This is a genomic window from Streptomyces yongxingensis, assembly GCF_055597465.1.
In genome coordinates, this window is record NZ_CM145717.1 from 8,539,517 (window position 1) to 8,559,841 (window position 20,325).

Here is a 20,325-nt window from a genome sequence, read left to right on the forward strand (position 1 = left end):
CGACTGGATCACGCCAGGCAAAGCACCCTGAAGGTGCGCCATGAATACCCGCCGGTGCGCACGCCCGCACGGCAATGATCAGCACGGCACCCCGTCCGTCACACGCATCGTCGCCGCCCTGACGAGGCAGCCCCGTGCGGATCTACCCCGCTACTGGCTGCTAAGCGGCATAGCAGTATGCTGTCGTCAGCACCTCACTAACCGGGAGTCTCTGCTCGAGCGGCGCCCCTGGCGCTGACAGGAAGGCGGGCCGGGGCTCCCGGGAGGTGCGGGACAGGAGTGGGGCGGGGCTGGTGAGATCAGGGCCCGCAGGCCACCAGCAGTGGCAGCAGCGGAGCCGCGATAGTGGCCGCCACGACACCCAGCCATGTCACACGATGCGGCCGGGGCTGCGGCGTGAGGACGCGGCGCAGCCGGATGAGGGCCCCCTGCCCACCGGCACCCAGAGCCGCTTGCGGCGCCTGGCCGGCCGCCACCTCACACAGTGCGGTCGCCAGCACATCCCTGGAGTGACATCGCAGGGCCCTGTCGTCCGCGATCATCTCCACCAGCAGCGCGGTCTGCTCCTTGGCGTGCCGGGCGAGCGGCAGGCCGGGAAAGGCGCGGGAGAACGCGTCGACGAGCAGGTGGAGCAGGTGGTGCCGGCCCTCGATATGAGCGCGCTCATGCTCCAGTACGGCACGCATCTGCGCCTCGGACAGAACCTCGAGGGCGCCCCGGGTGACGACGACACGGCGATGGCGTCCGGGCAGGCAGTAGACGGCCGGGGCCCCGTGGTCCACGACCGTGGCGGCGTATCCGGGGGCGGGCTCGCCGATCAGGGCGAGCATGTCGAGGTGCTGCTGCCGCGCCCGGCGCGCCCGCCAGGCGCACCGTACGAGCCAGCCGAAGGGCAAGAGCACGATCACGGCGGGAGCGGCGAGCGCCAGGGCGTCCCCGAGCGTGGGCGCGGACCCGGCCGCAGGGGCGTCGGCGCCGATCCCGCAGGCGGTGAGCAACCCGACGAGGCCGTCGTGCACATGCTGCTCGGTGAGGACCAGGTGGTACACCGTGAGCGCGGTGGCGACGACGAACGTCGCCATGAGTCCCTGCCATGCGAGGACCGCGCTGACCGGAGCACGGTGGGTCCACCGGGCTCGGGAGAGCAGAGGTGGCGCCGCGGCGCCCACCAGGGCCGCGTATCCGGCCAGCGCCACAGCTGTGATCACGCATCGCTCCGCTTTTTGGCCGCTCGGAGGGCCGAGCGTAGTGCGTCTGCCTCTTCCGGTGTGATCTGTTCGATGAAACTGACCAGGGTTCCGGCCGGATCCGGGTTGCCGCCGAGGGCTTCCTGCATCTGCGACGCGGTGTACTGCTGCCGGGTGCACGTGGGCTCGTACACCCAGGCCCGCCCCTCCTTGTGCCGTTTCAGCATGCCCTTGCTGTGCAGAATGTCGGCCACGGTCTTGACGGTGCTGTAGGCGATGGGCCGCTTCTTGCTGAGGTCTGTCAGTACGTCGCGTGCGGTCGCCGGCCGCCCCCAGGCCCACAGGCGGTGCATGATCTCCGCCTCGAGCTCACCCAGCTGCCGCACGATCGCTCCCCTCGCCCCCGAAACGCGAACCCTCCGGTACCAGTGAGCGTTCATCGTAGTGGTCGGAGCCTTGGAGCTCTTCTGTGCTCCGGAGCTCTTCCGTACCCCGCCCTGAGGATGCCGTCGGCACGGGGCACGCGGCGGCCGTACGCAGACGCCTCACCAGAGCGTGTACGAGCAACGCCAGCGAGGCCACGGCCAGGACCGGCTGTGCGGGGGCCCAGTACGACAGCGCTCCGCTCACCCCGAGAGCCAGCACCACCAGCTTGTTGCAGATCGGGCAGCCGACGGCGAACGCGGAGAGCACGCCCGCGAGCAGCGCCCGACGCCCTCGCGGCCCGTCGGTCCGCGCGGCCGGAGGCTCGCCCACGTATGTCGCCACCAGGAGCCCCATGAGGAGCGATGACGCCACCCAGACCGGATAGTTCCACCACAGCACCGGGGTCATCCGGGTGTAGAAGGGCGTGGGTACGACTCCGGTCGGCACACCGATCGCGACACCGGCGATGAGGGCCACGGCCACCGCCACCACCCACTGACGTGGCGTCCACGTACGCATGCGCCAGCCTCTCTGCCGTTACCATTACTGCCAAACAGCTTAGTAGATTGCCTCCAATGCCCGACCCGCACAGCATGATCCGGTCCGCTTCGGTACTGTCGGAGGGCGAAGCGACCACAGACGGAGCCACGACGTGCATGTGAGCCGATACGTACGAACTGCAGGTGCCCTCGGGCACCTGCTGCTCGTCGTCGTGCTCGCGATGGGCATTTTCGTGATGCACTCGATGGGTCATCCCGACAGCGCCGCCGACACGAGCATGGGAGCGGCTCACACATCGGCCACGACCGCCCACCCAGGCGGCGGCATGTCCTCGCCGCAGGCCGTTGTCGTCTCCTCGCACTCTTCGGATTCCCATCAGGACGGCAAGGCGTCCTCCCACTCCCCGGCCATGGGGATGGACATGGCCTCGCTGTGCGTGGCCGTGCTCGGCACGTGGATTCTCGCCGGTCTTCTCCGCGCGGTCCTGAGCCGCGGGACGGACTGGCTGGCACGGCTTCGCGATGGCGCCGTGGCGGCCCTGCGCCCCAATCCCCCTCCGCCCAGACCGCCTGACCTCGCTCAACTGTCAGTCCTGCGGATCTAGGCCGAACGCCACCGTGGGCGGCTCGCGCTGCCCACGCCACCCGTTCGCCAGCCTTTCCACAGAACAGACACCACGAGGTTTTCGACATGACCGCCATCAAGCGCAGCACGCTCCGTCCGCGCGTCCGCCGCATCGCACTCGTCAGCACCGTCGCCGCGGCGGGCTTGGTCCTCGCCGCCTGTGGCAACGACGACGACATGAGTGGCATGGACCACGGGAGCAAGAGCAAGAGCTCCGCCTCGGCGAGCGCGACCACCGGGGAGAACCCCGCACCGGGCACGTTCAACGACGCGGACGTGAAGTTCGCGCAGATGATGATCCCCCACCATGAGCAGGCCGTCGAGATGTCCAAGCTCGCCGACGACCGCGCCGAGGACGCCAAGATCAAGACCCTCGCCGGGGACATCGAAAAGGCCCAGGATCCCGAGATCAAGAAGATGAAGTCCTGGCTCAAGGCATGGGGCAAGCCCGAGTCCGGCGACAGCATGCCCGGCATGGACCACGGCTCCGACAGCAGCATGCCCGGTATGGATCACGGCTCCAGCGGCTCCGACGACTCGGGTATGGCCGGGATGATGTCCGACAAGGACATGAAGGAGCTGAAGGCCGCCAAGGGCACGGACTTCGACAAGATGTTCGCGCAGATGATGATCGACCATCACAACGGGGCGATCGACATGGCCAAGAACGAGCAGAAGAGCGGCAAGAACGCCACCGCGAAGAAGCTCGCCGACGATGTCGTCAAGGGCCAGACCGCCGAGGTCAAGCAGCTCCAGGGCATCCTCGACAAGCTCTGATCCGATCGCACACCGACCGCTCCGGGCTCAGCCGGTCACTCCGGGAGCCCGGGGCGGTCGCCCCCTCCCCCTACTTGTGGGCCGCACGCAGTCATGCCTCGGCCCGCCCCCACGATTCCCGAGGACTCATGAAGATGCACCGCGCCGTCCAGGCAGCCACCGCCGTCGCCGTCGGGCTCACGCTGGCCGCCTGCTCCAGCGGTGACGGCGACACGGACTCGTCCCCCGCCGTCACCACGGTCAGTCACATCCACGGACTCGGGCTGGACCCGTCCGACCAGCGCCTGTACGTCGCGACCCACGAAGGCATCTACACCCCCGATTCCAAGGGCGATCCCAAGCTGGTGGGCAGCAGCAAGGACGACTTCATGGGCTTCACGGTGGCCCAGGGCAAGACCTTTTACGCCAGCGGCCACCCCGCCTCCGGAACGGACGGCCCCGGCAACAAGGGACTGATCAAGAGCACCGACGCGGGCAGGACCTGGAAGTCGCTCTCCCTCTCGGGGAAGTCCGACTTCCACGCGCTGGACTACGCACACGGCACCGTCTACGGCTACGACTCCACCGGCGGCCTGCTCCGCACCAGCAAGAACGGCACCACCTGGAAGGACGGAGCGACCCTCCAAGCGCTCGATATCGCGGTCGACCCGGACAACGCCGACCTCGTCCTCGCCACCACCGCGGAAGGCGTCGCCCGCAGTACCGACGGCAGCACGACCTTCGCCAAGGGCAAGCAGCCGGTGATGGCCTTCCTCTCCTGGAAGGCCAAGAACGCCCTCTACGGCATCGATACCTCCGGCAAGTTGAGCCACAGCACCGACGGCGGCGCCACATGGAAGAAGCTCGCCACCGTCCCCGGCGGACAGCCCCAGGCCCTCACCGCCGTCGGCACCGGGCACATCCTGGCCGCGACCCAGAACGGCGTGTACGAGTCAAAGGACGGCGGCAAGACCTTCACCAAGCGCCTCGCCGTCGAGTCGAGCGGCGGCCACTGACCCCGACCCAACGCCATATCGGCCGCGCCGACACTGCTGCCGTGGCCGCAGGCGCGGTCTCGATATCGACGGGCGCCGGCCATTTCCCACGGATTCCTGCCTCCCTCGGCAGGCGACCCGCACCGCTTACTGCATGGACCTCGCACATAAGCTCTCATCGCGGGAAGCGCATCACGAGATCGTCCCCGAGGGAAGTCGTCCGCTATCTGCTACAGAAGGGCAAACGCCCGCTCGGACTGGCACTGGCCTACCGCGGTGCTGATGAACCGGGTCTTCAGGGCCGCTATAACCGGTTCATCGAGCACAGCCGGCAGCGATATCCGCCACAGTGCACCACCGCCGAGACGAGGCCCGATACATCGCCCTGACCGGTAGAGGGCCGACGTCTCGCCGACCGGGCCAGGAATCGCGGCCAGGCCAGGCAAGAGCAGCATCGGTGCGGGTCGTCCCCGCCCAACCACCCCGCTTCAATCATCCCCTATATTGTTAAGTAGATTAGCCGTGCGGCGGATCTGCGGCCTCGCTCTGAGACGCTCCCACCTCAGGCGCCTGCTCACGAGGGGATGGCTGCGCTGGAGTACTGAGACCCGTTGACGATGACCGATGCCGGGTACCGCTCGAACACCGTCGCGACCGGTGCTCCTACTGCCAGGACAGAAGAGAAGCCAGTGGTTAACGAGCGACAGTCGTCGGGGGACTGGGCCCCGGACGAGACCGGTCACGCCCCCGACACCGCGTATGGGATCTACGATCCCTACCACGGTGGTGCCCAGCACGGCGGTGTGACACCTAGCGGTTACGACGACGAGGACCCGCTGTTCGGCGCGATGCCCAGCATGTATGGCACCACGGCCGCCCTTTACGGCGAGTCCGCCCATCGGCTGTCGTACAACACCCACGGCTACGGCCCCACCACGATGTGGGACGCCCCCGGCCATGAGGGGATGAACTCACCCGCGGTCGGCCCCGGCCCGGCAGACCCGAGCGGGCACATAGCCCAGTGGGAGGACTCCACCGGCCAATGGCGCGATGGAGTCCACTCCACAGCATGCCTCGATGAGTACGAGACGCAGACGCAGACGCAGACGTGGAGCACGGGCACCTCTGCGGATTGGGATGCTTCCCGCGGCTCTCCTGCATCACCGAACTTCCTTTCCGCTCAGGCCGACGAGTCGCCCTGCCAGGCAGGGCATGTCCAGGACGCCACCGAGGATGCGGGGGCTGCCTCTCCCGGACCGTGCCGAGCCGACGTCCGTCATCGCCGCGCGTCCGCCCGGCGATCCGCGCTCCTGACCGTCGCCGTTCCGTCCGCTGTCGTTATGGCCATCACAGGGGCGGCGGCCGTCTCCGTCAGCGTCGACGACCAGGATGAGAAGGCCGCACAAGCCGCCCCGGACACGGCACCGGCCATCGAGCCATCGGCCGCCAACGGCAAGCTCGACGCGCAACTCGCCGGTGTGACACGTGGCGCAGATGACTTCGCCGATCGCGCCAGCCGTACGCAGCAACGTATCGATCTCAAGCAACGTCAACTGCAGGAGCAGAGGCGCAAGGCGGCCGAAGCCGCACACAGAAAGGCGGAAGCGGCACGCAAGGAGGCGCTCCGCCCGAAGTTCGCTCTTCCCGTTGCACAGCGAGGAGTCGGCGAACTGTTCGGAGCGGCCGGCTCCATGTGGTCGAGCCGACATACCGGACTCGACTTCCCCGTGCCCATGAACACCCCGGTGATGGCCGTCACCGACGGCACGGTCGAAGCCAAATGGAATCCGTTCTACGGAAACATGGTCATCGTCAGCGCTCCCGATGGCACCGAGACCTGGTACTGCCACCTTGCCAGTGCCAAAATCCGGGCCGGCCAGGTCAAGGCGGGAGAGGTCATCGCCTACGCCGGAAGCTCGGGCAATTCGTCGGGGCCACACCTGCATCTTGAAGTGCATCCCGGCGGCGGTGATGCGATAGATCCTCTGACCTGGCTTCGCGGCCACGGCCTCGACCCCACATAACAGCGATGGGCGCGGCTCTGGCGAACCGCACCCGTCGCAACCGATACCGCAACTCCCGGCGGGGCGGGCACCCTGTGGTGCCCGCCCCCCCCTGGGCCAAGGACCTATCAGCCAGTACTCCAGTCTGGTTTCGCGATCTTGTCGCGGTCCCGGCTGGGAACGGGTATGCCCACCGGTGATCATCGGGGGTTGTGTGGACCCTGGAGATCGTGCGGTGGCCGCAGGCCATAGCGTAGAACCTGCCCGCTGGCGGGCGATGGTCGACCAGGTCATGGCCCGGATCGCGGGCCGGTTCGGGCGCGTGGAACCCCGGGCAACCGCCCGTGCCTATTTGCTCGGACTGCTCTCGGGTGCCGAACGCGAGAACTGCTGGCGGCTGGCAGAACAGGCCGGCCATGCCCGGCCCGGACCCTGCAGCGTCTGTTGCGCTATGCCCGCTGGGACGCCGACGCCGTCCGTGACGACATCCGCTCCTACGCCGCCGAACACCTCGGCACCGACGGCGGAGTTCGCGTCGTCGACGAGACCGGCTTTCTAAAGAAGGGCCACGCCTCGGCAGGTGTGCGGCGGCAGTACACCGGCACCGCGGGACGCATCGCGAACAGCCAGGTCTGCTGATCCGCCGGAACCGGACCACCGGTGAACTCGCCTTCTGCTTGTGCTGGTCACCTATCGCGGTGACGCTGGCCGAACTGGTCCGCGTCGCCGGTGTCCGCTGGAGCGTCGAGGAGTGCTTCCAGGCCGCCAAGAGTCAGGCTGGCGCAGACGCCATCAGGCAACAGCCCGGCGCAGCCACTGCCGCCGCCGAACCGCCGACGAACCCACTGGATAGATCGCAAAACCGCACTGGAGAACAACCGACCACTTCCGCACCGCTCAACTGGCTCTTGCACCTGACGCTGATGTCAGGGTTTACCTTGCACGGGCTGCGCCGTGGCTCTCAGACTGCGCACGGCGTCATCGAGGCGGGCCGGTCCGGCTCCGCACCGGAACACGAAGGATGAGAAATGAATGCGCTCCAGGACAAGGCGGCCGCCATCGCGGACACCGAGCAGACGGCCATCATCGTTGCCGGCCGGGTCTTCGTCCCTGTCGGCGACATCGAAACGTTTATCGCCGAGGCGCAGGCGACCTACCCGATCGCTGCGGCGAACCCGGGAAACGTGCTGATCTCGTTCTGTGTGGAGGACGCGGCGGCCGGAACCGTCACGGTGCTCGAGCAATGGGCGTCCCAAGAGGCGCTCGATCGGCACCTTGCCACACCGGAGGTCATGGCGCTCTTCACCAAGTGGGGCCCGCACATGCGCAATGAGGTACGCAAGTTCGACGTACTCAACGAGAGAGATCCCCGGGCCTGAGACACCGGCATCAAGGCTGGATCGCGTCGGCACCGCCACAGACGTCCCAGCCCGGACATCTTGTCCTCTGGGAGCGTCGTCGACGATGTCACCACGTTGTAGCCTCCGACCACCGCACCGATCTTCAGGAGTCCACACCCCCCGATGTCCCAGCAGCTCGGGCTCAAGCTGATCTACGAGCCCGGAAAACAGCTTGTGCGAGCCGAGGCTCAGCTCGACCCGCACAAGGTGGGAATATGGTCTGTGTCCGAGGGGGGACTTGAACCCCCACGCCCGATAAAGGGCACTAGCACCTCAAGCTAGCGCGTCTGCCATTCCGCCACCCGGACCAGGTGTCCGCCGGTCGGCCCGTGGCCGTTCCGACAGGGAAAACCATAGCAAACATCGGGACGTGCTCGATCACGGCCGGTGGTGCCCCGGGGGTGGCCGGGTGGGCGGGCTGTGTGACGGGGGCATGACGGCGGTATTGCCGCCTTGGGCTGGGCGGGCGAGCGGAGGAGGATGGGCGGGTGACCCCTGCCGCGGGGTCCGTGGCAGGGCGTTCCGCGGCAGCGCAACGACGAGGAGGCATCGTGAGTGAGTCGCTTTCGGGCGCGACGACGACCGGGACGGTCAAGGGCGAGGACGAGGTGGTCGACCTCTGCCGTGACCTGATCCGGATCGACACCAGTAACTATGGCGACCACTCCGGCCCCGGTGAGCGCGCGGCCGCCGAGTACGTCGCCGAGAAGCTGGCCGAGGTGGGGCTCGAGCCCAAGATCTTCGAGTCGCACAAGGGCAGGGCGTCGACCGTGGCACGGATCGAGGGAGAGGATCCGTCCCGTCCCGCGCTGCTCATCCACGGCCACACCGACGTCGTACCGGCCAATGCCGAGGACTGGACCCACCACCCCTTCTCCGGCGAGATCGTGGACGACTGCGTCTGGGGCCGGGGCGCGGTGGACATGAAGGACATGGACGCGATGACGCTCGCGGTCGTGCGGGAGCGGCTGCGCAGCGGCCGCAAGCCCCCGCGCGACATCGTGCTGGCCTTCCTCGCCGATGAGGAGGCGGGCGGGGTCTACGGGGCCAAGCACCTGGTCAACAACCACCCCGAGCTCTTCGAGGGCGTGACGGAGGCGATCGGCGAGGTCGGCGGCTTCTCCTTCACCGTCAACGAGCAGCTGCGGCTCTATCTGATCGAGACCGCGCAGAAGGGCATGCACTGGATGCGGCTCACGGTGGACGGCACCGCGGGTCACGGCTCGATGACCAACAACGACAACGCCATCACCGAGCTGACCGAGGCGGTCGGGCGGCTCGGGCGGCACAAGTTCCCGGTGCGGGTCACCAAGACCGTACGGTCCTTCCTGGACGAGCTGTCCGACGCCCTCGGCACCCCGCTCGACCCGGAGAACATGGACGAGACGCTCGCCAAGCTGGGCGGCATCGCGAAGATCATCGGGGCCACGCTCCAAAACACCGCCGCCCCGACCATGCTCAGCGCCGGCTACAAGGTCAACGTCATTCCGGGGCAGGCCACGGCGCATGTGGACGGGCGCTTCCTGCCGGGGTTCGAGGAGGAGTTCCTGGCCGACCTCGACCGCATCCTCGGCCCGCGGGTCAAGCGGGAGGACGTGCACGCGGACAAGGCGCTGGAGACCACCTTCGACGGGGCGCTGGTGGAGGCGATGCAGTCGGCGCTGAAGGCCGAGGACCCGATCGCCCGCGCCGTGCCGTACTGCCTCTCGGGCGGTACGGACGCGAAGTCCTTCGACGACCTCGGCATCCGCTGCTTCGGCTTCGCGCCGCTGCGGCTGCCCCCGGAGCTGGACTTCGCCGGGATGTTCCACGGGGTCGACGAGCGGGTGCCGGTGGACGGGCTGAAGTTCGGTGTGCGGGTGCTGGACCGGTTCCTGGACGCCTGCTGAGGGCCTACTGGGTCTGCTGCTGAGCCTGCTGAGCCTGCTGAGGGGCTGAGCCTGCTGAGGGGGCTGCTGGGCCCGCTGAGGGGCTGACACGATCGGCCTAATCGATCACACATACCGAAGGGACCAAAAAGGGTGAATGGTGTCGTAGCTTGATAGCTTGATTGCTCCCTCCTCGTTACATGGTGTGTGCGGCTCGTAACCGGGTCGCGATGCCGACAAGGGGGTGGGTGCTGTGCCCCGCCTTCGGCAACTACCGCATCGATCACGTGACATCGGGTCACGGTCCACCGGGGTGTGATCCCGGGCGGTTTCGGAGCGTGCGCGCTCCGGAGCCGCCCGGGGATGGGGGTGCGGGCGAGATCGCCCGCGCGCGCTCCGGCCGGGACGGAAGGCTAGGGGAGCAGAAAGTTATGCGACAGGTTGCGAAAAAGGGCCTGATCACCGTAGCCGCGGCCAGCGGCGTTCTCGCCGTGACCGGCGGCTATGCCCACGCGGCGGGCTCGGGCGCCGACGGTGGCGCCGCCTACTCGCCGGGCGTCGTCTCGGGCAACAACATCCAGGTCCCGGTGCATGTGCCGGTGAACCTGTGCGGAAACACGGTGAGCGTCATCGGCGTCTTCAACGGCGCGCAGTGCGGCGACCGGTCCGGCGGCGGCTCGGGCGGCTCGTCCGGAGGCGGCGGCGCCCAGTCCGGCGGCTCGCAGGCGCAGGGCAGCAGCGGCGGCTCGTCGGGCATCGGCTCCGGCAACAACGTCCAGGCCCCGATCGGCGTTCCGGTCAATGTGTGCGGGAACAACATCAGCGCGGTCGGGTCCGGGAACAGCAGTGACGGTGGCGACTGCGGGGAGACGGTACCGGCGGTACCGGAGAACCCGGGGGAGCCGGGAGAGCCTGGCAACCCGGGGAATCCCGGGAATCCGGGCAACCCTGGGAACCCCGGGAATCCGGGGAACCCCGGGAACCCTGGCAATCCGGGTAACCCCGGGAACCCGGGTAACCCTGGCAACCCGGGGAACCCCGGAAACCCGGGTCAGCCTGGTAACCCGGGCAACCCCGGTAACCCCGGGAAGCCGAGCAACCCGGGGGGTTCGAACCCCGGTGGTGGCTCGGAACAGCCCGGAGACTCCCCGCAGGGCCACCAGGCCGAGCACGCGGGAGCCCACGGCCTCGACCCGTCCGCGAACCTCGGCAGCAAGGAGCAGCTGGCGCACACCGGCGCCGGCCCCGTCGAGCTGGCCATCCCGGCCGCCGCGGGCATGCTGCTCGCGGGCACGGTGCTCTACCGCCGGGCCCGCGCCGCACAGCGCTGATCACACCTCGCGCCGAGGGGCGCTGACCGGTGCCGGGTGGTGGCCCCACCGCACCACACACCGTGCACCGCACCTCACACGCCGCGCATCACACACCGGGTCTCATGCACCGGGTGACCGTGGCGTCACTCTGGGCGGGCCCCGCAGTCGGCGGGGCCCGCTCGGTCATGTCCCGGTCCGCTACCAGGTCGCCCGAAGCTGGCGGATGATCCGGCGCCGCAATCGCACTCTGCGGCTGCCGTCGGGGTTGAGTCTCAAGCGATCCAACTCCCAGTGTCCGTACTCGGCATGGTCGGTGAGCAGGCGGGTAGTGGCCTTGCGGGAAACGCCGCGCGGCACATACACATCACAGAATTCGTATTCCGGCATCGCATCTATTGTGCGGGAACTGCCCTGCTACGGATAGCGTCTGCACTATGTCTGATGCTGCGCAGCCATCCGCTGCCGAGGTACGTGCCGCCGCCGAAGCGGTGAAAGCCGCACTGGATCGTCACCTCGACGCTGTCGAACGCCGGTCGGGGGAAGGCGATCCGGCCGTCTACGCCGCGTTCAACGAACTGGCCGCGGCAGCCGAGGTCTACGACGAGCTGCTCTATGACGCCTACGACGAGGTGACGCCCTTCGAGATCCCTGGTGACGACCGCCTCCCCGCCTACGCCGGGCCGGAGGAGCCGAGCGCGCTGAGCGTGCTGATCCGCAGGGACTATGTCGTCGCCGAACCGCAGCGACTGCTCTCGCAGGCGCAGCGGATCGCCGACCTGGATCCGGACATCGACACGGGGAACGACAAGCAGGGCGGCGGGGCGGCCGCCGGGGAGAGCGTGCACAGCGCCCTGGGGGTGGTCTTCGGTGAGTTCGAGCCGGACGAGATCGCCTCTCGGCACAAGGAGTTCGGGCTGGAGGAGGGCGACTCCACGCTCTGGGTGGTGGCGGCCGAGGAGCCCCCGGAACCGGGGGAGTGGCTCTCCGCCCCCTTCGACCAGGCGGATCCGCATATGGTCGTGTGCCGCTTCGACGTGAGCTCGGTCTTCGACGAGGAGCTCGAGGACGACGAGGAACTCGAGGACGAAGACGAGGACGACCTGGAGGTCCTGGAGCCGGGCAGCTGAGGTCGGGGAGTCGGGACCGCTCGGCTCCGGACCCGCCGGTCCCGGATCGCTCGGTCCGGGACCGTTTCGCTTTGGGCTGCTCGGTTCCGGACCGCTTGGTGTGGGGCCGCTCCGGTCCGGATCACTCGGCCCCGGATCGCCCGGCCTGGATCACGGCCCCGGATCGTCTGACCGCGAGGTCGGGCGGCCCGGGGGTCCATTACGGGGCGGGTCCTGGCCCGGGGCCCGTCGGTCAGCCGGCGGGTGCGGGTGGGACCTGGGCCTGGAGGAGGGCGCGCAGGCGTGTGGTGCGGTCCTTGAAGGGGGTTTCCGCGACCGCTCGTGGCAGTGCCGCCTCCGCGCCGTGGACCACTGACAGGTGGCGCTCGCCGCGGCCGAAGGCCGTGTAGACCCAGGCTCGGGTCAGCCCCGCCGTGGCGTCGCCCGGCAGCACCACGACGGCCGCGGGCCAGCGCGCACCCGCCGCCTGGTGGGCGGTGAGGGCCCAGCCGTGCCGCACCAGCTCGCCGACCTCCTCGCGCGGCACCACGACCGGCGTGCCCGCGCAGTCCAGACGCAGCCCCTCGGCGTCCGCCGAGACCACGGTGCCCGGCACCGTACGGCCCGGGGCCGGGGTGTATGCCACGCGGTCGCCCGGATCGAAGCCGCCGAAGCGGCCGGGGCCGGGGTTGAGGCGGTTCTTCAAGGCGGCGTTGAGCGCGCGGGTGCCGGCCGCGCCGCCGTGGCCCGGGGTGATCACCTGGGTCTGCTCCGGCGGGACGCCGATCGCACGGGGGACGGAGTCGGCGACGAGCTGCACGGTGCGGTGCACCGCCTCGCCCGCGTCCCGCACGGGCACGATCACGACCTCCTTGCCGGGTGCCTCCACCTGGTTGAGCTCGCCGATCCCGATGCCTGAGATCAGCTCGCCGATGGGGCCCGGGTCGGGGGTGCGGGAGACGACCTGTGGGCAGCGGCGGGCCGCCACCAGGTCCGCGAAGACCCGGCCGGGACCGGCCGACCACAGCACCCCGGGGTCCCCGCTCAGCACCAGACGGGCGCCGTCCGGCAGCGACTCGACCAGCATCGCGGCCGTTTCCACATCGAGCTGCGGGGCGTCCAGCACGGCGAGCAGATCGAGCGCCAGCGCGCCCTCCTCGTCGCGTCCGGGACCCTCGGCGCCGGCCAGCAGCCCGGCGACCGTGACGGCCGCCGAGGCGGCGTCCGGGGTCGCGTCCTGGCTTGGTTCCGAGCCGGTGCCCGGGGCCTCGCTCAGTGCCGCGGCCAGCCGCCGCCTGCCGTCCTCGGCGTGCGCGGCCGCGTAGGCCCGCAGCCCCATGGCGCGGGCGGCGGCGACCAGCGCCGCCGGTTCGGCGCGCGCCGCCTCGCCACCGCTGTGGGCGACCAGGCCGTGGGCCGCGACGGTACGGATGAGCTCCGCGGCGGAGGCGGACGGCGCGGCGGCGGCCGCGCGCTCCCACTCGGCATCGCCCGTCGTCGCCTCGCCGTCCTGTGCGGGGGCGAAGGTGCTCGCCAGCCGGGCGAGGCCGTCGGCCAGGCTCTCCTCCGCCAGGGCGTAGCGGTCCAGCCCCAGCAGCACCCGCACCGGCTGCTCGGCGTCCTCGTCCTCGGCCGCCCGGGGGCGGGCCCCCGCCGGGGCGTCGAGCGCGTCCTGGAAGACCAGCACCGCGCCCTCCGCGATCGCGGCGCGCAGCGCCTCGTCCGGGTCCGGCACGGACGCCTTGGCGAGCGCCTCGCGCAACGCGGAGGACTCCAGCGCGGTGTGCCCCTCGAGGGCGGCACGCTCCAGCAGCCAGCCGGTGAGCGCCAGCGCACGGCGCTCGTCGCCGGGCTCGCAGGCCGGGCCGAGCAGGGAGCGGGCGAATCCGTCCGCCTGGTCGGGGCGTACGCCGGGCACGGCAAGCAGCCGCCAGGGATCCTCGCGCAGCGCCTCGGCGGCGTGCTCACCGAGCGTTTCGGCGACCTTCCCGGCCAGCGTCTCGGGGGCCCCGCCCGCCGCGAGCACCTCCCGGACGTCGCCGCTGCCGGGGATCTCGCCCCCCGGCCCACGCGCCGGACGGGCCGACGGCGGACGTACGGGAGCGGGCGCGGAGGCGGGGGCCGCCGCACGGGCCCGCTCACGGTGAGCGGCGGGGGCTGTGGGGGCGGCGGATGCCGCCGGACGCGGGGCGGGGGCATCGTTGAAGAACGACGCCGCCGACCGCTCACCGCTCTCCACGGCCCGCACGGCGGCAGCCAACGCCTCAGCCGCCGCCGACCGCCGCCCCTTGCCACCACCGCCGGACGCGTCCTGCCCGGCGGGTGCGGAAGCACCGGCTCCCGCCCCCTGGCCCGCGTCGCCGCCCGCCCCGGCGCCGCCCTGGCCCGCTCCTGGGCCGGAGGTGCCGTGCCCGGCGGGAGTCTGCTCCCGGTCGGCGCTTTCGGCATGGGGGCTCGGCTCCGCACCGCCGGACTCGCCCTGTCCGGCGGGGGTGGGAGCACCTGCTCCCGCGCCATCGCTCGCCCCGTCTGGACCCGATTCCGCGTCCCCGGAACCCCGGCGCGCTCCTGGGCCGCCGGACCCGCCCTGCCCAGCGGACGGGGCCCGCTCACCCGTTGCGGGCCCATCGGCCCCGCCTGCCGGGGGCTGTTCGCCGTCGGTGCCTCGGGCGCCGTGGGAGCTCGCTCCGGCGGCGGGGGCCCCTGCCTCGTCGGCCCCGCCCTTCCCGGCGGGTCCGGCGACAGCGGCCGCCCCCGCGTCGTTCCGGTCCGCCCCCGCGGGGGCGCCCGCGACGCCGGGCTCGCCGCGGGCGTCCGGGGCGCGGTCCTGATCCGCCCCGGCGGTAGCGGAGTTGCCCGGGTCACCCGGCGCTCGGGCCCCGGTGTTCGCCGGCTCCGCCGGCACCGTCGGCTCCGGGGAACTCGGGTCGGCCTCCTCGGGCGCGGGTGCGGCATCGCCGGCGAGGCGGTCGGTACTCACAGCGTGCTCCAGTCCTGATCGGGATAGCGGTGCACGGGCGCGGACACATCGTCGAGCGCCTGGCAGATCTCGTCCGGAAGACTAAGGGTCTCCGCCGACAACGCCGCCCTCAGCTGCTGGGCGTTGCGCGCGCCGACGATCGGGGCGGTGACGCCCGGGCGGTCGCGGACCCAGGCCAGGGCCACATTGAGCGCGGTGGTCGCCAGGCCGTCGGCGGCTATGGCGACCGCCTCGACGATCCGGCTCGCCTCCTCGTCCAGATACGGCTCGACGAACGCCGCGAGCTCGGAGGCGCCGCGCGAATCGGCGGGCGTCGTATGGCGGTACTTGCCGGTGAGCACGCCGCGGCCGAGCGGCGAGGACGGCAGCAGCCCGACGCCCAGGTCGAGCGCGGCGGGCAGCACCTCGCGCTCCACACCGCGCTGGAGCAGCGAATACTCCATCTGCGTGCTGGCCAGCCGGGTGTGCGCGCCCGAGGAGGCCAGCTGCCAGGTGGCGGCCTTCGCGAGCTGCCAGCCGCTGAAGTTGGACACCCCCACATAGCGGGCCCGCCCGCTGCTCACCGCGATGTCGAGCGCCTGAAGGGTCTCCTCGAGCGGGGTGAACGGGTCGAAGGCGTGCACCTGCCACAGGTCGACATAGTCCGTGCCCAGCCGCTCCAGGGAGGCGTCCAGCGCGGCCAGCAGATGGCCGCGCGAGGCGTCGAAGCGGCGGTCGGGGTCGGGCACGCTGCCCGCCTTGGTCGCGATCTGGAGATCACGCCGGGGCAGCAGCCCCTCCAGAAGCTGCCCCAGGAGGTATTCGGCGCCGCCGTCCGCGTACACATCCGCGGTGTCGACAAGTGTCCCGCCCGCCTCCCAGAACGCCTTGAGCTGATCCGCGGCGTCGTGTTCGTCGGTGTCCCGCCCCCAAGTGAGCGTGCCGAGCCCGAGCCGGGAGACGCGCAGGCCCGTGCGACCGAGGTGCCTTAGCTCCATGAACGTCGAGATTACTGGCCGGAAAGCGGCCCGTGGCAGCCTGTGGATAACCCGCCCCTGACGTATCCGGGCCATGCGCGCTAGAGTCCCCGGAACAGCGACGTTACTGATCAGTAAGGGGTGCGGTATGAGGCTCGGCATCAACCTCGGCTACTGGGGCGCCGGAATGGACGCGGACAACCTCGCGGTCGCCCGCGAGGCCGACAGGCTCGGCTATTCCGTCTGCTGGGCCGCCGAAGCCTACGGTTCGGACGCCGCCACGGTGCTCGCGTGGGTCGCCGCGCAGACCGAGCGCATCGACGTCGGCTCCGCCATCTTCCAGATCCCGGCCCGCACCCCCGCCATGACGGCGATGACCGCCGCCACCCTGGACACCCTCTCCGGCGGCCGCTTCCGCCTCGGGCTCGGCGTCTCGGGGCCCCAGGTGTCCGAGGGCTGGTACGGGGTGCGGTTCGACAAGCCGCTCGCCCGCACCCGCGAGTACGTGGAGATCATCCGCAAGGCGATGTCGCGCGAGCGGCTGACCCACGAAGGCCGGAACTGGACCCTGCCGCTGCCCGACGGCCCCGGCAAGCCCCTCAAGCTCACCGTGCACCCGGTGCGGGAGTACATCCCGCTGTACATCGCGGCCATCGGCCCGAAGAACCTGGAGCAGACCGGCGAGATCGCCGACGGCGCCCTGGTCCTGTTCTACGATCCCGAGCACGCCGAGGAGACCACCCTCGGCTCGCTGCGCGCGGGCCGCGAGAAGGCGGGCAAGGACCTCGAGGGCTTCGACGTGGTGCCCACCGTCCCCATGGCCCTCGGCGACGACGTCCGCGCCCTCGCCGACCAGTTCCGCCCGTACACCGCGCTCTACGTGGGCGGTATGGGCAGCGCCGAGCAGAACTTCTACAACAAGCTGGCGCAGCGCATGGGGTACGAGAAGGAGGCCGCCGAGATCCAGGAGAAGTACCTCTCCGGGGACAAGGAGGGCGCCGCCGCGGCCGTTCCCCACGAGCTGATCGACTCCACCGCGCTGCTCGGCCCCGTCGCGCGCATTGCCGACCGCATGCAGGCGTACGCGCAGGCCGGGGTCACCACCCTGTCGCTCACGCCCGCGGGCTTCACGCTGGAGGAGCGGCTCGCCGGGCTGCGGGCGGGCGTCGAGGCCCTGGAGCGGGCCGGACTCGCGTAACGCTCAAGGAGCCGGTCCGCACGCCGCGTTCAAGGAGCCGGCCCGGCGCCACGCCGGGAAAGCCGAGAAAGACGGGAAAGCCGGAGAAGTTCTGCGGCCGTGGTGGGGGCTCGGGGGTCTTCCCCGCCACGGCCGTCATCCAGCACAACGCCTCCGACGCCCAGGGGTTACGCGGACGCGGCGCCCGGCAGGGTCCCCCGTTCGGCCGAGCCGGGTGCCCCAGCTGTTGCCGCCGCCGCCACCGGGCCGTTGACTTTTCCTGCGCACGACCAGCGCACGGAGGTGGCGGCGATGCTCTCGGCGAAAAGCGTGTTCCAGGAGATCCTCGACGACGACGAGTCGTTCCGGCTCTTCTGCTCCGTCGCGGCCAGCGGGGAGGCCCAGGGAGGCTGGGAGAACGGCCGGATCGCCGCCCTCGTGCCCGAGAGCCGCCGCGACCTCGCGCCCAAGATCGCCCGCCATGGCGCCGACGAGGACAAACACGGCCGGATCTTCAACGCCCTGCTCCGCAAGCGCGGTCTGGAACCCATGGAGGTGCCGCGCGAAACCGACTACACGATGCTCCTGGAGGCGCGCGGCATCGGCCTCGCCCATGACAAGCTGCGCCGCGACGAGCCGCTCACCGAGCACGACATCGTGATCTACCTCGCCCACAGCCGGGTCACCGAACAGCGTGCCTCCGCCCAGATGATGATGTTGCGCAGGTCCTTCGGCGACCACCCCGACCTCGGCCGCGCGGTGCGCATGATCGCCGACGACGAGCACAACCACCTCGCCTACTGCCACGAGGAGCTGCTGCGCCTGGCCGCCGACGGATACGGCCGGACCATCCAGCGGACCCTGCGGGAGAGCGCGCTCGTCGAGATGGAGGTCTACCGGGACGTCAGCCTGGCCGTGATGGCCCACATGGGACGCCTCCTCCGCTGGCCCGAGCCGAAGTCCGCGCTGCTCGCGGCCGGGATCCACGCCCTGCACGGGTACGAGCGGCTGGGCGGCTGGCGGCGCATGGTGGCACTGCGGATGCCCGAGCGGCGGAACGCGCTGGGCGGACCCGCGACGAGCGCTTCCGGGGCGCCCGGGGTGCCCGAAGCTCCCGAGTTCGTCTGACAGGCCGGCCTCGCCACACCGGCCCCCCGGCCGGAAGACCCCCGCCTGAAGACCTCAGAGCCACCCACGCCGCTTGAACCAGCGGTACAGCACCGCGATCACGCCGCCCATGAGCACGATCACCCCCGGATATCCCCAGGGCTGCTTCAGCTCCGGCATGTGCGTGAAGTTCATGCCGTAGATCCCGGCGATCATCGTCGGGACCGCTGCCATGGCCGCCCACGCCGAGATCTTCCGCATGTCGTCGTTCTGCCGCACGCCCATCTGCGCGAGATGGGCGGACAGGATGTCCGACAGCAGCCGGTCCAGGCCCTCCACATGCTCGTTCACCCGGGTCAGATGGTCGCTGACATCGCGGAAGAACGGCCGGGAGCCCTCGTGCACGAACGGCACCCCGGCGCCGGTGAGCCGCTCCATCGGCTCCCCCAACGGCCCGGCCGAGCGGCGGAATTCCATCACCTCGCGCTTGAAGGCGTAGATCCGCCCGGCGGTGTTCTGCCCGCCGCCCGCGTTCGGGGCGAAGACCTCCGTCTCCAGCTCCTCCAGGTCCTCGTGCAGAGCGTCGGCCACGTCCAGGTAGTGGTCCACGACCGCGTCGGAGACCGCGTACATCACCGCCGTAGGGCCGTGCTGGAGGACCTCCGGCATCTTCTCCAGCCGGTCGCGCACCGAGCCGAGCGGATTGGCCTCGCCGTGCCTTACGGTCACCACGAAGGAGTCACCGACGAAGACCATCAGCTCACCCGCGGTGACGGTGCCGGCCTTGTCGTCGTACTGCACCGGCTTGAGCACCAGGAACAGCGAATCGTCATAGACCTCCAGCTTCGGCCTCTGGTGGGCGCACAAGGCGTCCTCGACGGCCAGCGGATGCAGTCCGAACTCGCTGGTGACCAGCTCGAACTCCTTCTCGGTCGGCTCATGCAGCCCGATCCACAAGAAGGCGTCCCCACTCGCGCGCGCCTCGTCCAGGGCGTCGGAGAAGTCGGCGGGTCCCTCGGTGCGGGCCCCGTCCCGGTAGATGGCACAATCCACGATCACGCTGCGCATTGTGCCTCGCGTGATGCCGGTCGGCACAGGGGACCCTTGTGCCGGACCGGTGCGCATCCGAAGCTGAGCGGCGCCGGAGGGGTCGTAGGGTGGCAGCCATGCCCATGCTGATCCTCGTACGGCACGGCCGGTCCACCGCCAATACCGCGGGCGTTCTCGCGGGCTGGACGCCCGGTGTCGCCCTCGACGAGCGCGGTACGGCCCAGGCCGCGGCGCTGCCCGGCAGACTGGCCGGGGTGCCGCTCGCCGCCGCCGTCACCAGCCCCCTGCAGCGCTGCCGGGAGACGCTGGCCCCGCTGCTCGCCGCCCGCCCCGAACTGCCGCTGCACCCCGACGACCGGATCGGGGAGTGCCACTACGGCGACTGGTCCGGCCGGAAGCTGGCCGAGCTCGGCGATGAACCATTGATGAACATCGTCCAGCAGCATCCGTCCGCGGCCGCCTTCCCCGGTGGCGAGTCCATGCGCGCCATGCACGCGCGCGCGGTCGAGGCGGTGCGCGACTGGAACGCCCGGATCGAGCGGGAGCACGGCGCCGACGCGGTCTATCTGATGTGCTCCCACGGGGACATCATCAAGGCGCTGGTCGCGGACGCCCTCGGCCTCCATCTCGATCTGTTCCAGCGGATCTCGGTCGAGCCCTGCTCGGTGACCGCGATCCGCTACACCCCGACCCGGCCCTTCCTCGTCCGGCTCGGGGACACCGGGGACTTCGCCGGTCTGGTGCCGCGCGAGGAGAACACCGGCGACCGTGGCGGGGACGCGGCGGTGGGCGGCGACGCGGGAGCACCGTGATCGCCGTGCGCAGTAGGGTGGTGCCGCGGTGCGAGGGCACCGTGACAGCCGTGACCGGGCGGTC

19 protein-coding genes, 1 tRNA gene and 1 pseudogene are annotated in these 20,325 nt (G+C 70.7%); 13 read left to right on the forward strand and 8 right to left on the reverse strand.

Annotated features, from left to right (window positions below):
• Positions 1-299 precede the first annotated feature (299 nt).
• Genes ACZ6TD_RS36660 through ACZ6TD_RS36670 form a run of 3 tightly spaced genes read right to left on the reverse strand, consistent with a single transcriptional unit; the run spans position 300 to position 2,132 of the window.
• Positions 300-1,208, reverse strand: a complete 909-nt coding sequence (locus ACZ6TD_RS36660) for a M56 family metallopeptidase (RefSeq protein WP_471345004.1) — start codon at positions 1,206-1,208, stop codon at positions 300-302.
• Positions 1,205-1,573, reverse strand: coding sequence for a BlaI/MecI/CopY family transcriptional regulator (locus ACZ6TD_RS36665; RefSeq protein ID WP_262706053.1), 369 nt, complete (start codon positions 1,571-1,573; stop codon positions 1,205-1,207). Before ACZ6TD_RS36665 ends, ACZ6TD_RS36660 begins: the two co-directional genes overlap by 4 nt.
• Positions 1,557-2,132, reverse strand: a complete 576-nt coding sequence (locus ACZ6TD_RS36670; RefSeq protein ID WP_471345006.1) for a hypothetical protein — start codon at positions 2,130-2,132, stop codon at positions 1,557-1,559. Before ACZ6TD_RS36670 ends, ACZ6TD_RS36665 begins: the two co-directional genes overlap by 17 nt.
• Positions 2,133-2,265: 133 nt before the next feature.
• Here ACZ6TD_RS36670 and ACZ6TD_RS36675 point away from each other — a divergent pair, with 133 nt between their 5' ends.
• The 7 genes and pseudogenes from ACZ6TD_RS36675 to ACZ6TD_RS36705 all read left to right on the forward strand — a co-directional run bounded on the left by ACZ6TD_RS36675 (position 2,266) and on the right by ACZ6TD_RS36705 (position 7,871).
• Positions 2,266-2,718, forward strand: coding sequence for a DUF6153 family protein (locus ACZ6TD_RS36675; RefSeq protein WP_471345008.1), 453 nt, complete (start codon positions 2,266-2,268; stop codon positions 2,716-2,718).
• Positions 2,719-2,804: 86 nt separating this feature from the next.
• Complete coding sequence (locus ACZ6TD_RS36680) at positions 2,805-3,515, forward strand: DUF305 domain-containing protein (RefSeq protein ID WP_413098327.1); 711 nt, start codon at positions 2,805-2,807, stop codon at positions 3,513-3,515.
• Positions 3,516-3,649: 134 nt separating this feature from the next.
• Positions 3,650-4,510 carry a F510_1955 family glycosylhydrolase gene (locus ACZ6TD_RS36685; protein WP_471358371.1) on the forward strand — a complete coding sequence of 287 codons (861 nt, stop codon included), beginning with the start codon at positions 3,650-3,652 and terminating at the stop codon, positions 4,508-4,510.
• A 596-nt stretch (positions 4,511-5,106) separates the two neighbouring features.
• Positions 5,107-6,513 (forward strand): M23 family metallopeptidase, encoded by a 1,407-nt coding sequence (locus tag ACZ6TD_RS36690; RefSeq protein ID WP_471358373.1) that lies wholly within the window; start codon positions 5,107-5,109, stop codon positions 6,511-6,513.
• 271 nt (positions 6,514-6,784) lie between these two features.
• Positions 6,785-7,125: pseudogene (locus tag ACZ6TD_RS36695) on the forward strand (transposase); the annotation flags it as partial.
• Between the two features lie 65 nt (positions 7,126-7,190).
• Positions 7,191-7,517: a hypothetical protein gene (locus ACZ6TD_RS36700; protein ID WP_471345011.1), complete on the forward strand. Its 327-nt coding sequence runs from the start codon at positions 7,191-7,193 to the stop codon at positions 7,515-7,517.
• A 3-nt stretch (positions 7,518-7,520) separates the two neighbouring features.
• On the forward strand, positions 7,521-7,871 hold the full coding sequence (locus tag ACZ6TD_RS36705; RefSeq protein ID WP_471345012.1) for a putative quinol monooxygenase: 351 nt from the start codon (positions 7,521-7,523) through the stop codon (positions 7,869-7,871).
• A 244-nt stretch (positions 7,872-8,115) separates the two neighbouring features.
• Here ACZ6TD_RS36705 and ACZ6TD_RS36710 read toward each other — a convergent pair.
• A tRNA-Leu gene (locus ACZ6TD_RS36710) sits at positions 8,116-8,200 on the reverse strand.
• 243 nt (positions 8,201-8,443) lie between these two features.
• Between ACZ6TD_RS36710 and ACZ6TD_RS36715 the strand changes: the two genes are divergently transcribed.
• Positions 8,444-9,781, forward strand: a complete 1,338-nt coding sequence (locus ACZ6TD_RS36715; protein WP_471345014.1) for a M20/M25/M40 family metallo-hydrolase — start codon at positions 8,444-8,446, stop codon at positions 9,779-9,781.
• 410 nt (positions 9,782-10,191) lie between these two features.
• A complete protein-coding gene (locus tag ACZ6TD_RS36720) occupies positions 10,192-11,091 on the forward strand; it encodes a chaplin family protein (RefSeq protein WP_471345016.1) in 900 nt (299 codons plus the stop codon).
• Between the two features lie 180 nt (positions 11,092-11,271).
• Here the strand turns inward: ACZ6TD_RS36720 and ACZ6TD_RS36725 are convergent, their stop codons facing one another.
• Entirely contained in the window at positions 11,272-11,460 is a 189-nt protein-coding gene (locus tag ACZ6TD_RS36725; protein ID WP_014059547.1) for a DUF5703 family protein, read from the reverse strand.
• A 47-nt stretch (positions 11,461-11,507) separates the two neighbouring features.
• Between ACZ6TD_RS36725 and ACZ6TD_RS36730 the strand changes: the two genes are divergently transcribed.
• Positions 11,508-12,200, forward strand: coding sequence for a hypothetical protein (locus tag ACZ6TD_RS36730; protein WP_471345018.1), 693 nt, complete (start codon positions 11,508-11,510; stop codon positions 12,198-12,200).
• 232 nt (positions 12,201-12,432) lie between these two features.
• Here the strand turns inward: ACZ6TD_RS36730 and ACZ6TD_RS36735 are convergent, their stop codons facing one another.
• Both ACZ6TD_RS36735 and ACZ6TD_RS36740 read right to left on the reverse strand, forming a co-directional pair.
• Positions 12,433-15,159: a helix-hairpin-helix domain-containing protein gene (locus ACZ6TD_RS36735; protein ID WP_471345020.1), complete on the reverse strand. Its 2,727-nt coding sequence runs from the start codon at positions 15,157-15,159 to the stop codon at positions 12,433-12,435.
• On the reverse strand, positions 15,156-16,136 hold the full coding sequence (locus ACZ6TD_RS36740; RefSeq protein WP_470006600.1) for an aldo/keto reductase: 981 nt from the start codon (positions 16,134-16,136) through the stop codon (positions 15,156-15,158). The genes ACZ6TD_RS36735 and ACZ6TD_RS36740 overlap by 4 nt, the downstream gene beginning before the upstream one ends.
• Positions 16,137-16,263: 127 nt before the next feature.
• Between ACZ6TD_RS36740 and ACZ6TD_RS36745 the strand changes: the two genes are divergently transcribed.
• Together ACZ6TD_RS36745 and ACZ6TD_RS36750 are read left to right on the forward strand one after the other, a co-directional pair.
• Positions 16,264-17,313 (forward strand): LLM class F420-dependent oxidoreductase, encoded by a 1,050-nt coding sequence (locus ACZ6TD_RS36745; protein ID WP_471345022.1) that lies wholly within the window; start codon positions 16,264-16,266, stop codon positions 17,311-17,313.
• Between the two features lie 291 nt (positions 17,314-17,604).
• Positions 17,605-18,420, forward strand: coding sequence for a ferritin-like domain-containing protein (locus ACZ6TD_RS36750; protein ID WP_471345024.1), 816 nt, complete (start codon positions 17,605-17,607; stop codon positions 18,418-18,420).
• A gap of 54 nt (positions 18,421-18,474) precedes the next feature.
• Here ACZ6TD_RS36750 and corA read toward each other — a convergent pair whose 3' ends face one another.
• Positions 18,475-19,467 (reverse strand): magnesium/cobalt transporter CorA, encoded by a 993-nt coding sequence (gene corA, locus ACZ6TD_RS36755; protein ID WP_471358374.1) that lies wholly within the window; start codon positions 19,465-19,467, stop codon positions 18,475-18,477.
• A 98-nt stretch (positions 19,468-19,565) separates the two neighbouring features.
• On the opposite strand from corA, the gene ACZ6TD_RS36760 reads away from it, so the two are divergent.
• Complete coding sequence (locus ACZ6TD_RS36760; RefSeq protein WP_471345025.1) at positions 19,566-20,261, forward strand: histidine phosphatase family protein; 696 nt, start codon at positions 19,566-19,568, stop codon at positions 20,259-20,261.
• Positions 20,262-20,325: the final 64 nt, after the last annotated feature.